The organism is Proteus sp. G2674 (assembly GCF_009915195.1).
GTDB classification, from domain to species: Bacteria; Pseudomonadota; Gammaproteobacteria; order Enterobacterales; family Enterobacteriaceae; genus Proteus; species Proteus mirabilis.
This window is the reverse complement of the sequence record NZ_JAABLS010000024.1, coordinates 49,180-62,027: the sequence shown is the minus strand read 5'-3', so window position 1 is coordinate 62,027 and position 12,848 is coordinate 49,180. Positions and strand designations below refer to the sequence as shown.

Below are 12,848 nucleotides of genomic sequence, written 5' to 3'. Positions count from 1 at the left end.
ATTTGTTTTTCTTATCTTTATTTTGGGGTGATGTGTAACTTAATATATTATTATTCAATGTTTTTTAGTTTTTTATAATAGCTCTCTATGGAATAATATCTTATATTTCAATGTGTTTTTCTTTTTTATAGAATTTAGTTCTAATAAATTCATGTAATCGAAAGGATAAGTTTATTAGATTGTCATTTGGCTTAATATGGTGCTATAAGATAGTTTCCCCTGTTAATCAGACAATATGACTAATGAATATAGCAAGTCTTCTTGAACAAATTGCAGATAAAGGTTGGTGTGTATGGGATGACTTCCTTACACCAGAGGCGGTTAAACAATTACGTGCTTGTTTTGGTGATGATGCACAACAAGCACGTATAGGACGTCATGAAAACCTATTAGCAGAAACCACGATACGCAGTGATAAAATTCGTTGGCTAGAGCCGCAAATGGGAGAGCCAGTTCAACATTATCTTATGCAAATGGAAAGCATTCAACGAGCAGTTAATCGTGAGTTCTTTTTAGGGCTGTTTGAATATGAAGCGCATTTCGCTTGTTATGAAAAAGGTGCTTTCTATAAAAAACATCTTGATGCATTTAAAGAAAATGTCACAAGACGTTTAACGACAGTGTTATATCTTAATGATGAATGGACACAACAAGATGGTGGAGAACTAGTTATTTATGATCTGGATGATAATCAATTAGCGACAGTTGCCCCTCAAGGTGGCCGTTTAGTGGTTTTTCTTTCAGAACAATTTCCACATGAAGTATTACCTACTCATAAAGAGAGGATCAGTATTGCAGGGTGGTTTCGAGTTAATGGTGTCAGAGATAATTTTCTCGATATCGCCAGCTAAATGATGCAATAAAGTGTTATTGTCGTAATAGAAATAACATGGGATTAGGCGCGTTTCTTATATTAGGCTATATAGCTTAATGATAAGAGCGCGCTTTTTCTGTTATTAATGACTGAAAATAATGTGTAATTAATGGAATAGAGTGAAAAGAGAATAAAGAAAATTGTTGATTTTCTGGTGGTTAACAGGACAATAAAACCAAACTTTATGGGGTAAAAATAGAATGAATGAATTTTCGATTGTCTGCCGTCTATTAGGTACATTATTTCAACGTGCACCGAGTGATGCTATTTTAGCACCGATCATAACCATGATAGCGGAAGATAAACTAAGCCAATTATGGCCATTAGAGCAAGATGAGCTGTTCAAAACGTTAAAAAGTAGCGTAGCTGATTTAGCGGCAGTAGAAGCTGACTACCAATCGCTTTTTGCTGACCCAATACCCGCAGTATCTCTTTATGCACATGATTACGGTGATATAAAAGAGCAAGATATTCGTCAATTCTTAGTCACTCGAGGTATGCCTGTCACCGGATCAGCGACAGATAGCTTTGGTGCGTTGTTACTTGCCGCTTCTTGGCTTGAAGATAATGCCGCACAAGATGAAGTATTAGCACAAACACAGTTATTTGACAACTATCTATTACCTTGGGCGGGAACTTTTTTAGGTAAGGTTGAAGCGCATGCTAAAACAAATTTTTATCGTACTTTAGCAGCAATTACGCGTGGTGCACTTTCTGCATTACGAGAAGAATTATCAGATGAAGAAGACGAAAAATAAATAATTAAATCCTATAATAAAAACGTTGATGTTTTCAACGGCACCCTAAAATAGCTATCTTATTTGGGTGCCGTTTCGCTTATTGCGCATGTTATGGCTAGAAAATAATTAATTTATATCAGTATTAATCCTATGACTCATCATCATGATTAATATTCAATATACATTATAATTATTTATATTTATAAAAACCAATGCCCTTATTACGATAAAAATATTTAATTAACCATTTTGTGATTAAAGTTGGATCACAAACTTACCCGGTTTAACTTCAATCCCTTTTGCTAATTTAAAGGCAGCCGCTTCTGCACTATTTTTTTCAGGGTTGAGCACATAAACAGGCTGATTATCAAAATAAGTCGCAATAGTCGTATCTAAGTAAGGTTTTAATGCCATTACAACCGGCTCCATTTTTTCAGGAGACACTTTATAGCTATCAATTTTCATTGACTTGATATATATCGCCCCAAGCTCTGCTTGATAAAAGGGCTGGCCTGATAAAGTTAAATTCACATTCGCGCCAGTTTTGCCAAACAAAGAATCAATTTTAAGAGAAGCACTACCAGAAAAGCTCACTTTTCCAGGCTCAGTACGACCAATTTGGATCGCTAAATCACTTAATGTGATATCGGCAGAAACAACACCGTCTTCCCCAATGTGTTTTTGTAATCCCGATTTTTGACTCAGATAGTCATTAATTACTTTTTCACTGACATCAAATTGTCTGATTTGATCACAGCCAGTCACTAAACTAGTTAATACAAATAAAGCAGTCAAAAAAATAGCTTTCATACACACTCCTTGATGGTAAACACGCTAAGTGTACCTGATCTCTATGGGGTAAGCATGGCTGTTTCAATTTTTTTACGATTAAATTGTCGATGTAGTGCGTAAAGGGTGATAAACCCTATTGTGCCTAATAAAAACCAAGGTAGTTCAGGCAGTTCAAGTTGTTTGCCAATATCATACATCCATCCCCCTCCGGTATAGCCAATCGCGCCACCAAAAGCTAACCCTAATCGACTAAAACCCATATAACTGCCTCGAGCACGAGGATCTGCTAAAGAGGCACTTAATGTTTCTCGAGCAGGCTCTGCGGTAATAGTGCCTAGGTAAAATAGGGTGATAATAAGAAATATGGCATGTAATGAGTGGGTGATCCCCACAGGAAACATACTGATACTCATCAGAAATAAACCTGCCATTAAGCGTTGTTCTAGGCGAAAATGTTTTTCACTCCAACGGGCAATAGGGTAAAGCAGTGTTAATGATAATAAAGCTTCAATCGCATACATCCATTTTACTGCGCTAGGGGTGCCGGCAATTTCATTAACAACAATCGGAAACATCAGCATAACTTGTACCGACAGTACAAAATATCCCGTAAGAGTAAGAACATATTGAACAAAACGTTTATCAAGAATAACGCGTTTTAGCCCTTCTTTTATCGGTGTTCTCGTGGTTGATATACGATAGGCAGGTAGTAACCAAGCATTAAAAATAGCCGCAAAAACGAATACGCCAGCGCCAACCCAACAAACTAAATGGAAATCATAAAGGAGTAACCAACTGCCAATTAAAGCCCCAATAACGGCACCCGCACTATCTTGCATTAATAATAAAGAATAAAACCGACCGCGTTCATAAGGGCGAGTTAATTTTATCACGAGGGCAGTTCTTGGTGGATCAAATAAAGTGCCACCGAGTGCAGATAAAATACAAGATAACCAAAGGATCCAAGGTTCATCCGCTAAAGCCATTAATGCAAAGCCAAGAGCACGTAATAGCATACCGGTAATAATCATCGGTTTAGCACCAAATCGGTCGGCGATGGCACCGCCAAAAATGCCTAAGCCTTGCTGAACAAGTTGTCTTAACCCAAGGGCAAAGCCGACAATCACACCCGCCCAGCCTAATTGCTCAACAAACCGAATTGATATTAAAGGGAATACGACAAAAAATCCTAAAACAACCAGCATATTGTCAAGGAGGAGAAAGTATTTCCCCAAGGTGCGAGCTTGTGTTACCAGTGCCATTATTCACCATAAGTTAAACAAATGATTTAAAATAAATAAAAGGGAGGGCAAAGACAGAGCTTTGTTTATCTATTCTGTCTGTTAATTTTATTAATTGATAGCTTATTATAGATGATATTTTTTTATTGATGATAATGCTAGAAATAGTAGGATTACTTCAGAATAAGATTAATCAAAAATACAACAGGACTGATATGTTTGGTTATCGTAGTGGGATCCCTAAAGTTCGTTTTGAAACGAAAAGAATGATCGTTCGCTTAGCTTATGAAAGAGATGCAGAGAAGTTAGCTAATTACTATACACTAAACCGCCATTTCTTGATCCCTTGGGAGCCAGTAAGAGATAAATCGCACTATTTACCTTCAGGGTGGGAGCACCGCTTACTTTATATAAATGAATTGCACCGCCAAGAGAGTGCTTTTCATTTTCTATTATTGACGCCAAAAGAAGATGAAGTCATAGGGGTTGCTAATTACAGCAATGTCATGCGTGGTGCTTTTAATGCCTGCTTTTTAGGTTATTCAGTCGGTGAGAAGTGGCAAGGGCAAGGCTATATGTCAGAAGCATTGCATGAAACATTACGCTTTATGCAACGTCAACAAGGAATGCATCGTATTATGGCAAATTATATGCCTCATAATTTACGCAGTGGTAATTTATTGGCTAAACATGGCTTTGAACGAGAAGGTTACGCTAAAAATTATCTGCAGATAAATCAAGAATGGCGTGATCATGTGCTTACCGCATTAACAACTCGTCCTTTTCCCAAAGGATAATGGCGAATATACATTAAAATATTGAGTTTTTTGACTAAGGCGAACTATTTTTTGATCAAAAAAACAGTTAAGTGTATTCCTAGCAAGTTGATGATTGATTTTTCAGTGTGAGAGACGGAGTATAGTCTCTTTCTTTTTATTCCTTACCACAACAAACACTAGAATGAACTATGAATTTACTTAAATCACTGGCTGCAGTGAGTTCGATGACGATGTTTTCACGAGTACTGGGCTTTATTCGTGATGCGATTATTGCGCGTATTTTTGGCGCAGGTATGGCAACCGATGCCTTTTTTGTTGCATTTAAACTACCTAATCTATTGCGACGCATTTTTGCCGAAGGCGCATTTTCACAGGCTTTTGTTCCTATTTTAGCGGAGTATAAAAGTCAACAGGGAGAAGAGGCAACTCGTACCTTTATTGCTTATGTATCGGGAATGCTGACGTTGATCTTAGCGATTGTCACAGTAATAGGGATAGTTGCCGCACCGTGGGTTATTTATATTACGGCCCCCGGTTTTGCGGATTCAGCGGATAAATTCCAACTCACAACGGATCTATTGAAAATCACCTTTCCCTATATTTTATTAATTTCATTAGCATCATTAACAGGGTCTATTTTAAATACTTGGAATCGCTTTTCTGTTCCAGCTTTTGCACCTACGTTGTTAAACGTGAGTATGATCTTTTTTGCTCTCGTTGTTGCTCCTTATTGTGATCCACCTATTATGGCGCTTGCTTGGGCTGTTTTAGCGGGAGGAATTTTACAGTTGGGGTATCAACTTCCGCATCTGAAAAAAATAGGGATGTTGGTATTACCGCGGATCTCGTTTAAAAATAGCGGAGTGTGGCGTGTTATTAAATTGATGGGACCCGCTATTTTAGGGGTTTCTGTCAGCCAAATTTCGCTGATCATCAATACTATTTTTGCCTCATTCTTGGTGTCTGGCTCAGTCTCTTGGATGTATTACGCTGATCGCCTAATGGAACTTCCTACTGGTGTGTTAGGGGTGGCATTAGGAACAATTCTATTACCTTCATTATCTAAAAGTTTTGCCAGCGGCAACACACAAGAATATCAGAAATTAATGGATTGGGGATTAAGGCTTTGTTTTTTATTGGCTTTACCTTGTACCTTGGGTTTGGCTTTATTATCAGGCCCTTTAACCATTTCGTTATTTCAATATGGTAATTTTAATGGGCACGATGCGCTAATGACTCAACAAGCATTAGTGGCGTATTGCATTGGGTTAATGGGGTTAATTATTATAAAAATATTAGCACCGGGCTTTTATTCTCGCCAAGATATTAAAACCCCGGTTAAAATTGCCATTGCAACGCTTATTTTGACTCAATTAATGAACCTTGCTTTTGTTGGGAGTTTAAAGCATGTGGGACTGGCTCTTTCGATTGGATTAGCCGCTTGTTTTAATGCAGGAATGCTATTTTGGCAAATCCGTAAACAAGATATTTATCAACCATTAGCGGGTTGGCCTATCTTTTTATTAAAACTTGCTATTGCGTTAGCTGTGATGAGTGCTGTATTAGTCGGCATGCTATGGGTGATGCCTGATTGGCAACAAGGGAATATGCTAATGCGTATTTTACGTTTATTACTTGTTGTTGTAGCTGGTGCCGCAAGTTATTTTGTCACTTTATATGCTGTTGGATTTAGACCGAAACATTTTTCTCTACGAGCATTATAATTTTATTGTCAAACTGGCGCCTCACTGAGTGTAACAAAGTGGGGCGTTGTCTATTTATTACCGCTATTTAACATCACCTATAGTTAGTACTTTTCTCTTATTTTAGACAAAAAATATTGTTATCTAGATCACATTTATACCATGTAATTTACGCAATAAAATACATAATTAAACTTTCTAGCGAATAGTCGTGAAGGAAAACAAGAGATAAATGTTTATTTTTTTATTAATTTTTTTTCTGTCAAATAAATAAATTTTCCATTTTTTGCTTATATTAGCCCATATTTAACCGTTAATTAATAAGAAAAACTTAACATATTTTAAAGATGACGGGTTTAGACAAATTGTGTACTTTAAGTGATATTTTACATAAAGTAAAAAAATAGACGCTATTTTCTAGCAACTTACGCTTTGACAAATTATCTTTTTTTAGATAAACTCTCTTGTGTTGTTTAGGTTTAAAAATTGACACATCTGTTAAATATTTCTTACTAAATGATGAGATATTACGAATATTTCAAAATGTTGAGCTATATTTTAAAACATTTGAATTCTTTGATTTGAGACATATTATTATTTTTTCATTCAGGTAGATTAACAGTGACTGTAAAGTTATTTGCTTGTTATCGTTCAGTACTACTGAAAGCAATCATATCTATTTTGTCTGCGCTTCGGATAGATAATGCGATTGCTAGGGATAAGCAGTGAACAGTAGATTGTGTTAATAATGAAATTTATTTTGGATCTGTGATTGGTAAGTAGTTATAACTACTCATTTTAGGTCTAAAACCTTATAGTGGTTTTTTCATTTCTCCCGTCTTTGTTTTCTGTTTTTCCCTCTCTTTTCTTATTCTTGAATACCTTTCTTTATTTTTTCTATTAATAGCTCTATAACGCAAATTATTTTCTATCTAATTTATTATAATTAACTAAGCTATCAAGCGTTATAACCGTTGAATATGTAGAATAAAAACTACTAAATAATCATTTAACGAGTATTTTATCACACTAAAAAATAAAGTGTGTTTTAGGAGCGATTATGAAAAAGGCCATTATCCTTTCGGTATCATTAGCCACATTATTTCTTGCTGGTTGTACTGCAGATGGAAAAATCAAAACCTCTCAACTGACACCCGTTAACTGTGTCGGCGTATTTAATAAAACTAATGAACAAGTCAGCTTTACGGCAAAAGATGTTGATCAGCGCTTATACAGCCCAGATAAGCCAATAGACAGTGTTGATGGTTGGATTGATGTTAAAGATGTTTCTGGTCTTCTCTGTGAGGATGTGATCACGGCTAATGAAGACTAGTGATATTAGCATCAAGGCATGGTTTATTGTTAGTTAAGATAGTAACGGTTAATCAACTCGCTATTAAGTTTCTATCTATTAAGTTTCTATAATGAAAAACCGATGGTGATTTCACCATCGGTTTTTTTAGATAAATATAATGGCTTAATTACATTCTATCGACAGTTTCAATACCTAAAGTCTCTAAGCCTTGCTTTAAGGTTCTTGCTGTTAAACGTGCTAGCTTAAGACGGCTTTGGCGTACATTGTCATCTTCGGCCGATAGAATAGGGCAGTTCTCGTAAAAACCTGAGAAGGACTGCGCTAAATCATATAAGTATGCACACATCACATGAGGTGTACCTTCACGTGCAACCTGCGTGATAGTCTCGTCAAACTGTACTAAACGTAGTGCCAGTTGTTTTTCATGAGGCTGTGTTAATGAGATAGGCTGGGTTAATGCGCTTTCATCTATTTCTGCACGTTTAAAGATAGAGGCAACACGAGTATAGGCATATTGCATATAAGGTGCAGTATTACCTTCAAAACTTAACATCAGATCCCAATCGAAAATATAATCGGTGGTTCTGTTCTTTGATAAATCTGCGTATTTAACAGCACCAATGCCCACTACACGAGCAATATTATTTAATTCCTCTTCATCCATATCAGGATTTTTTTCGCGAATTAATGTTAATGCTCTTTCATGAGCCTCATCGAGTAAGTCAGTTAAACGTACTGTGCCACCCGAGCGCGTTTTAAATGGACGCCCATCTTTACCTAACATCATGCCAAACATATGGTGTTCGAGTGACATACTATCAGGAATATAGCCTGCTTTACGGACAATAGTCCAAGCTTGCATTAAATGCTGATGTTGACGTGAGTCGATGTAATATAATACGCGGTTTGCATGTAATTGTTCATGGCGATATTTAGCACAGGCAATATCCGTTGTTGTATAAAGGTAACCACCATCTTTTTTCTGGATAATGACTCCCATTGGTTCGCCTTCCTTGTTTTTATATTCATCAAGGAAAACAACAGTAGCGCCTTCACTTTCAACAGCAAGACCTTTTGCTTTAAGATCAGCAACAATACCCGGCAACATTGGGTTATAAAGACTTTCACCCATAATATCATCTTCGGTTAAAGTGACATTAAGGCGTTGATAAGTTAGCTGATTTTGTTGCATTGTGATATCGACAAGCTTGCGCCACATAGTACGGCAGTATTCATCACCACCTTGTAGCCTAACGACATAATTACGGGCACGTTCAGCGAATACTTCATCTTCGTCATAACATTTCTTAGCTTCACGGTAAAACTCTTCGAGATCCGCTAATGCCATATCTGCGGCATTTTCATTTTGCTTTTTCTCTAAATAAGCAATCAGCATACCGAATTGCGTACCCCAATCACCAAGGTGATTAGCGCGAATAACATTATGACCTAAAAAAGAGAGAGTACGTGCGCTGGCATCACCAATAATGGTTGAACGCAAGTGACCCACATGCATTTGCTTTGCAACGTTAGGTGATGAGTAGTCAATCACAATCGTTTCAGGGGTTACCTTGGTAATATTAAGGTGCTCATCCGCTAATGCGAATTCGGCTTGTTGTGCAACCCAAACGGGTGATAAGAAGATATTGATAAAACCAGGGCCTGCTATTTCAACTTTATCTGCAATATCTGTGATATCAAGGTGTTCCAGAATTTTTTCTGCGAGTTGTCGGGGTGGGATACCCATTTTTTTTGCCGCTCCCATGACACCATTCGCCTGATAGTCACCAAATTGCACTTTAGCTGACTGACGGACAAGTGGTTCGCTATCAGCAGGGGCGCCAGCAGCGCTCATCGCCATACTGATTTTTTCTGAAAGAAAAGCCTGAATATTCACCGGGTTACCTTAAATTATTGAGAAAATAAAACCTGACGACATTAGCCAGACAGGTTTTTATAAAGAATATGAATTTAACCTTGAATTTATAACATATTCTAGCTAGAACATGCTACTATCTGCGCCTTATCTTTAAGGGTTTTTCTCTGTTTTTTCTCTTAGGTTACTTATCATGGTGCTTTTTTCCGCAATTCCTTTCTTAAATAACTTAACGCAAGAGCTTCCTCTATTTGCAAAAAATTTAACTCTACTGGCGAATAAACTATCCCTCGACCTTGATGCTTATCAAACCGATCATATATCGTTACGTTGTCACGATTTGGCGTTAGCAGAACAGTGGCGTAATGGCTTAAGTCAATGTGGCGAGTGTATTTCAGATAATATGATTAATGGGCGACCTATTTATCTCTTTAAGCTAGCCTCACCTTTAACACTGTTAGGCCAGCAAATATCTATTGTTGAGTTACCTTACCCAACAGATAAGAAATACCAATATCAAGGTTGGGAACATATTGAACAGGTAATAAATGTTGCCCCTGAAAAATTAGTTGAAAAGGTGATGACATTATTACCCCATCCTTTACCTGAAGGGATTAAAATTAAAATAAGTGAACCTAAAGCTGAAAAAGAACGTTTACCTAATCCAACCGTTGCCATAACCGATGGTATCGTTACCATAAAGTATCACCCATATTCCTTACTGAAAATTGTAGAAAGTGAGTGTTGAACAACATTTTTAGAAAATAAATTGCTTGTATCAGCACAAAATTCTGATATTGGAATTGAATGAGTAACGATATTCGACAACTATTATTAACAATTACTGATAGTAGTTGCTGAGAAATATCGTTATTTTCTAATTGCTTTCTGTATTAAGGATAGAGAGGGGTGGTATGGCAAAACTGGAGATTTGCTGCTTTGGTGCAGAATGCGCACTGATCGCAGAACGTTCGGGGGCTGATAGAATTGAGCTGTGTACAAGCCCGTCAGAAGGGGGTGTAACACCGAGTTATGGAATATTAAAACAAGTCATAGATCTCGTTCGTATCCCCGTTCATCCTATTATTCGTCCGCGTGGTGGTGATTTTTGTTATAGCCAAGCCGATTTTGCTGCGATGAAAAACGATATCAGTATGATCCGTGATATGGGGTTTTCCGGTGCTGTGGTTGGTATATTAAATGAAGAAGGTCACATTGATTTACCTAAAATGGCGATTTTGATGGAATTAGCAGGGCCTTTAGCCATTACGTTTCATCGCGCTTTTGATATGTGTATTAATCCATTGCTAGCGTTAGATCAGCTGACTCAATTAGGTGTTGCTCGTATTTTAACCTCAGGTCAGCAAGCTAATGCTGAATTAGGCTTACCTCTATTAAGAACACTGAATGAAAAAACCCAAGGGCCGATTATCATGGCGGGGGCGGGAGTTCGTTTAAGTAATATTCAGAAATTTTTAGACTCGGGATTACAAGAGATCCATAGCTCAGCGGGAAAACAGGCACCCTCGACAATGAATTATCGTAAAGCGGGGGTCACCATGAGTTCAGACAGCGAAGTGGATGAATTTACCCATTATTGTGTGGATGAAGATGTGGTGGGAGCAATGAAGGACATTATGAGTATTTATACAACATCTGTTAATTAATATAATCTTTTATAAATCGAAAGGGAGTGATAGTGTTTCACTCCCTTTATTAAACTCATTGACCAATAGCTAGATTATTAATAGCCAGACCAATCCAAGATGGAACGGGGCGATGTTTTCCGTCAGGTTGTGTTATCAAAGAGCACCACAAACCTGCTTCGTTACAAGATGAATCAGGCCTTGTATCACCTCTCACTGTGAATTCATCTGCCTTTAAAGCCAGCGCAGCTGAACCACCGCCATCTAACTCCATAGATTGCGCAATGCTAAGACCATAATATAAATGATGCAGATCATTGCGGCTTATTCCCTCTCTATAACTACCTCCTTGGAAAATATAAATAAGGCTATTGTTATCATCAGCACCCATTGCGAGTCGGGTTGTCTCTGAATCGCCAGAATCAGGGGTAGGGAGTGGTGTTAATCCGCGAACAGGTAAACCGGATCCTGATATAGCAATAAAGTGATATCCTGATAAAGAGAGTTCATTGGCATACAGTTCAATCGCAGGATCAGATACTTTTTTGCTATAGTAGATATCTATCCTAGATGTTTGATCTAACACCCAAAACAGTGCATCTAATGCGATTTGTTCATTATTGTTATTGATAAAGTAATTAGGCCCTGCAAAAAACTGATTGGGCTCGTTATGAGTACCATGAGTGGGCCCTTGCGCGATATTATCGTAATATATCCCTAATGGCACTGAGCAAAGATTACTCTGCCAAGTGGTGTTATTGAGTTGAGGACGAACATCAAAATAGTTTGCATTTAAAGCCACTAACGGTTTACCCAGCTTTATCCATGCCTGTTCTGGGGTATAAAGCTCCGCAGTCTGTGAAGTGCCATCCTGTGTTTTAGCATTTGTATTACCTTCGCAGCGGGCTGCCTCGCCTTGATGAGTATCACCTAATAGATGAGGAATAAGGTATTTTTCTTTTTCATGGATCCTAGGAATAATCAGTAGATTGCCGTTATTGGCTAATGTATAGGTTCCTGAGCCTGCATTCATTGGTATTTCATAATGACCACCAAAAACGATATGACTTGGTTTTCCTGTTGTTAATGTTTCTGATTTTGCGTTCTCAATGAGAGAAAGCATTGCATTATAGGTGATATGAGATTCGATATAAGCCTCGCCATTACGAGCATTATCCCCTGTTATCTGAAATGAACCTACTGCTTTACCATGCTCCCTAAAAATAAGCCATATCTGTTTTATATCTACGTTATAATCTCCCGAACGCACTGCGCTAAACTGCAATCTCTGCACATGTTCATCTATGTTATTAATATTTTCTGTTGATCTTATTTCTTGTGTTTTCCCTGTTAATTTATGAGTGGCATTGGCGATAATATCAATAGTTATCCCATCGTATTTCGCCCCTTTAAAGGATATCTTGTGTAGATAAACATCGATAAATAATGGTCTTAGATCTTTTCTATCACAAATATCAGTACTTAACTTTAAACTGACCGATTTATTATTGATATTTCGATTAGACATATTCACTTCTTTTCTTCCCCAGCAATTCCATTTTGCTGCTGGCGCGGGACTATTATCTTGCTTTGATGGCACAGTGGCAGAGAAGGCAGGAAATATACTGCACCCTATAATAATGGCTAATAAATAATGTTTTAACATAAAGTTTTCTCCATTTGGCTAACAATAATTTGATAAAAATTAAAATAGATCCTCATTAATAATGAATAAGTTAAAGATTAAAGTTAGCAAATGTTTTACTGCTTTTTATATTATAAAATTCCTCACAGTGGAGAATAATATTGAAATAGTGTTTATTGAGTTAAGTTTTATAATTAACAGACTGTTAAAAATAAATATCCAAAAAATAAAATAAAA

Annotated in this window: 11 protein-coding genes; 7 read left to right on the top strand and 4 right to left on the bottom strand. The window is 37.1% G+C overall.

All coding sequences use genetic code 11. From position 1 onward, the window contains the following. The first annotated feature begins 242 nt into the window (after positions 1-242). Positions 243-851: a 2OG-Fe(II) oxygenase gene (locus GWI58_RS11175; RefSeq protein WP_094959137.1), complete on the top strand. Its 609-nt coding sequence runs from the start codon at positions 243-245 to the stop codon at positions 849-851. A 223-nt stretch (positions 852-1,074) separates the two neighbouring features. Continuing rightward, positions 1,075-1,632: a TorD/DmsD family molecular chaperone gene (locus GWI58_RS11170; protein ID WP_004247971.1), complete on the top strand. Its 558-nt coding sequence runs from the start codon at positions 1,075-1,077 to the stop codon at positions 1,630-1,632. 237 nt (positions 1,633-1,869) lie between these two features. Here the strand turns inward: GWI58_RS11170 and GWI58_RS11165 are convergent, their stop codons facing one another. Beyond that, positions 1,870-2,424 carry a lipoprotein gene (locus tag GWI58_RS11165; protein ID WP_004247972.1) on the bottom strand — a complete coding sequence of 185 codons (555 nt, stop codon included), beginning with the start codon at positions 2,422-2,424 and terminating at the stop codon, positions 1,870-1,872. Between the two features lie 41 nt (positions 2,425-2,465). Beyond that, on the bottom strand, positions 2,466-3,668 hold the full coding sequence (gene mdtH / locus GWI58_RS11160) for a multidrug efflux MFS transporter MdtH (RefSeq protein ID WP_161769185.1): 1,203 nt from the start codon (positions 3,666-3,668) through the stop codon (positions 2,466-2,468). A gap of 194 nt (positions 3,669-3,862) precedes the next feature. Between mdtH and rimJ the strand changes: the two genes are divergently transcribed. The 3 genes from rimJ (at position 3,863) to GWI58_RS11145 (ending at position 7,462) form a co-directional block, all read left to right on the top strand. Continuing rightward, positions 3,863-4,444: a ribosomal protein S5-alanine N-acetyltransferase gene (gene rimJ, locus GWI58_RS11155; RefSeq protein WP_004251376.1), complete on the top strand. Its 582-nt coding sequence runs from the start codon at positions 3,863-3,865 to the stop codon at positions 4,442-4,444. A 170-nt stretch (positions 4,445-4,614) separates the two neighbouring features. Then, on the top strand, positions 4,615-6,150 hold the full coding sequence (gene murJ / locus GWI58_RS11150; RefSeq protein WP_004242702.1) for a murein biosynthesis integral membrane protein MurJ: 1,536 nt from the start codon (positions 4,615-4,617) through the stop codon (positions 6,148-6,150). Positions 6,151-7,189: 1,039 nt separating this feature from the next. Further along, complete coding sequence (locus GWI58_RS11145; protein WP_004247976.1) at positions 7,190-7,462, top strand: hypothetical protein; 273 nt, start codon at positions 7,190-7,192, stop codon at positions 7,460-7,462. A gap of 148 nt (positions 7,463-7,610) precedes the next feature. Here the strand turns inward: GWI58_RS11145 and argS are convergent, their stop codons facing one another. Further along, positions 7,611-9,341 (bottom strand): arginine--tRNA ligase, encoded by a 1,731-nt coding sequence (argS, locus tag GWI58_RS11140; protein ID WP_004242704.1) that lies wholly within the window; start codon positions 9,339-9,341, stop codon positions 7,611-7,613. Positions 9,342-9,513: 172 nt separating this feature from the next. On the opposite strand from argS, the gene GWI58_RS11135 reads away from it, so the two are divergent. After that, entirely contained in the window at positions 9,514-10,068 is a 555-nt protein-coding gene (locus GWI58_RS11135; RefSeq protein WP_004242708.1) for a VOC family protein, read from the top strand. Positions 10,069-10,234: 166 nt separating this feature from the next. Next, on the top strand, positions 10,235-10,987 hold the full coding sequence (cutC, locus tag GWI58_RS11130) for a copper homeostasis protein CutC (protein ID WP_004242710.1): 753 nt from the start codon (positions 10,235-10,237) through the stop codon (positions 10,985-10,987). Positions 10,988-11,042: 55 nt separating this feature from the next. On the opposite strand, the gene GWI58_RS11125 is transcribed toward cutC, so the two are convergent. Further along, entirely contained in the window at positions 11,043-12,632 is a 1,590-nt protein-coding gene (locus GWI58_RS11125; protein WP_110229270.1) for a phosphodiester glycosidase family protein, read from the bottom strand. Positions 12,633-12,848 lie beyond the last annotated feature (216 nt).

Bases quoted from the DNA above. Each gene is read 5' to 3' on its own strand.
- GWI58_RS11175 (WP_094959137.1), top strand. From the start codon at position 243: ATGAATATAGCAAGTCTTCTTGAACAAATTGCAGATAAAGGTTGGTGT.
- GWI58_RS11170 (WP_004247971.1), top strand. From the start codon at position 1,075: ATGAATGAATTTTCGATTGTCTGCCGTCTATTAGGTACATTATTTCAA.
- GWI58_RS11165 (WP_004247972.1), bottom strand. From the start codon at position 2,424: ATGAAAGCTATTTTTTTGACTGCTTTATTTGTATTAACTAGTTTAGTG.
- mdtH (WP_161769185.1), bottom strand. From the start codon at position 3,668: ATGGCACTGGTAACACAAGCTCGCACCTTGGGGAAATACTTTCTCCTC.
- rimJ (WP_004251376.1), top strand. From the start codon at position 3,863: ATGTTTGGTTATCGTAGTGGGATCCCTAAAGTTCGTTTTGAAACGAAA.
- murJ (WP_004242702.1), top strand. From the start codon at position 4,615: ATGAATTTACTTAAATCACTGGCTGCAGTGAGTTCGATGACGATGTTT.
- GWI58_RS11145 (WP_004247976.1), top strand. From the start codon at position 7,190: ATGAAAAAGGCCATTATCCTTTCGGTATCATTAGCCACATTATTTCTT.
- GWI58_RS11135 (WP_004242708.1), top strand. From the start codon at position 9,514: ATGGTGCTTTTTTCCGCAATTCCTTTCTTAAATAACTTAACGCAAGAG.
- cutC (WP_004242710.1), top strand. From the start codon at position 10,235: ATGGCAAAACTGGAGATTTGCTGCTTTGGTGCAGAATGCGCACTGATC.
- GWI58_RS11125 (WP_110229270.1), bottom strand. From the start codon at position 12,632: ATGTTAAAACATTATTTATTAGCCATTATTATAGGGTGCAGTATATTT.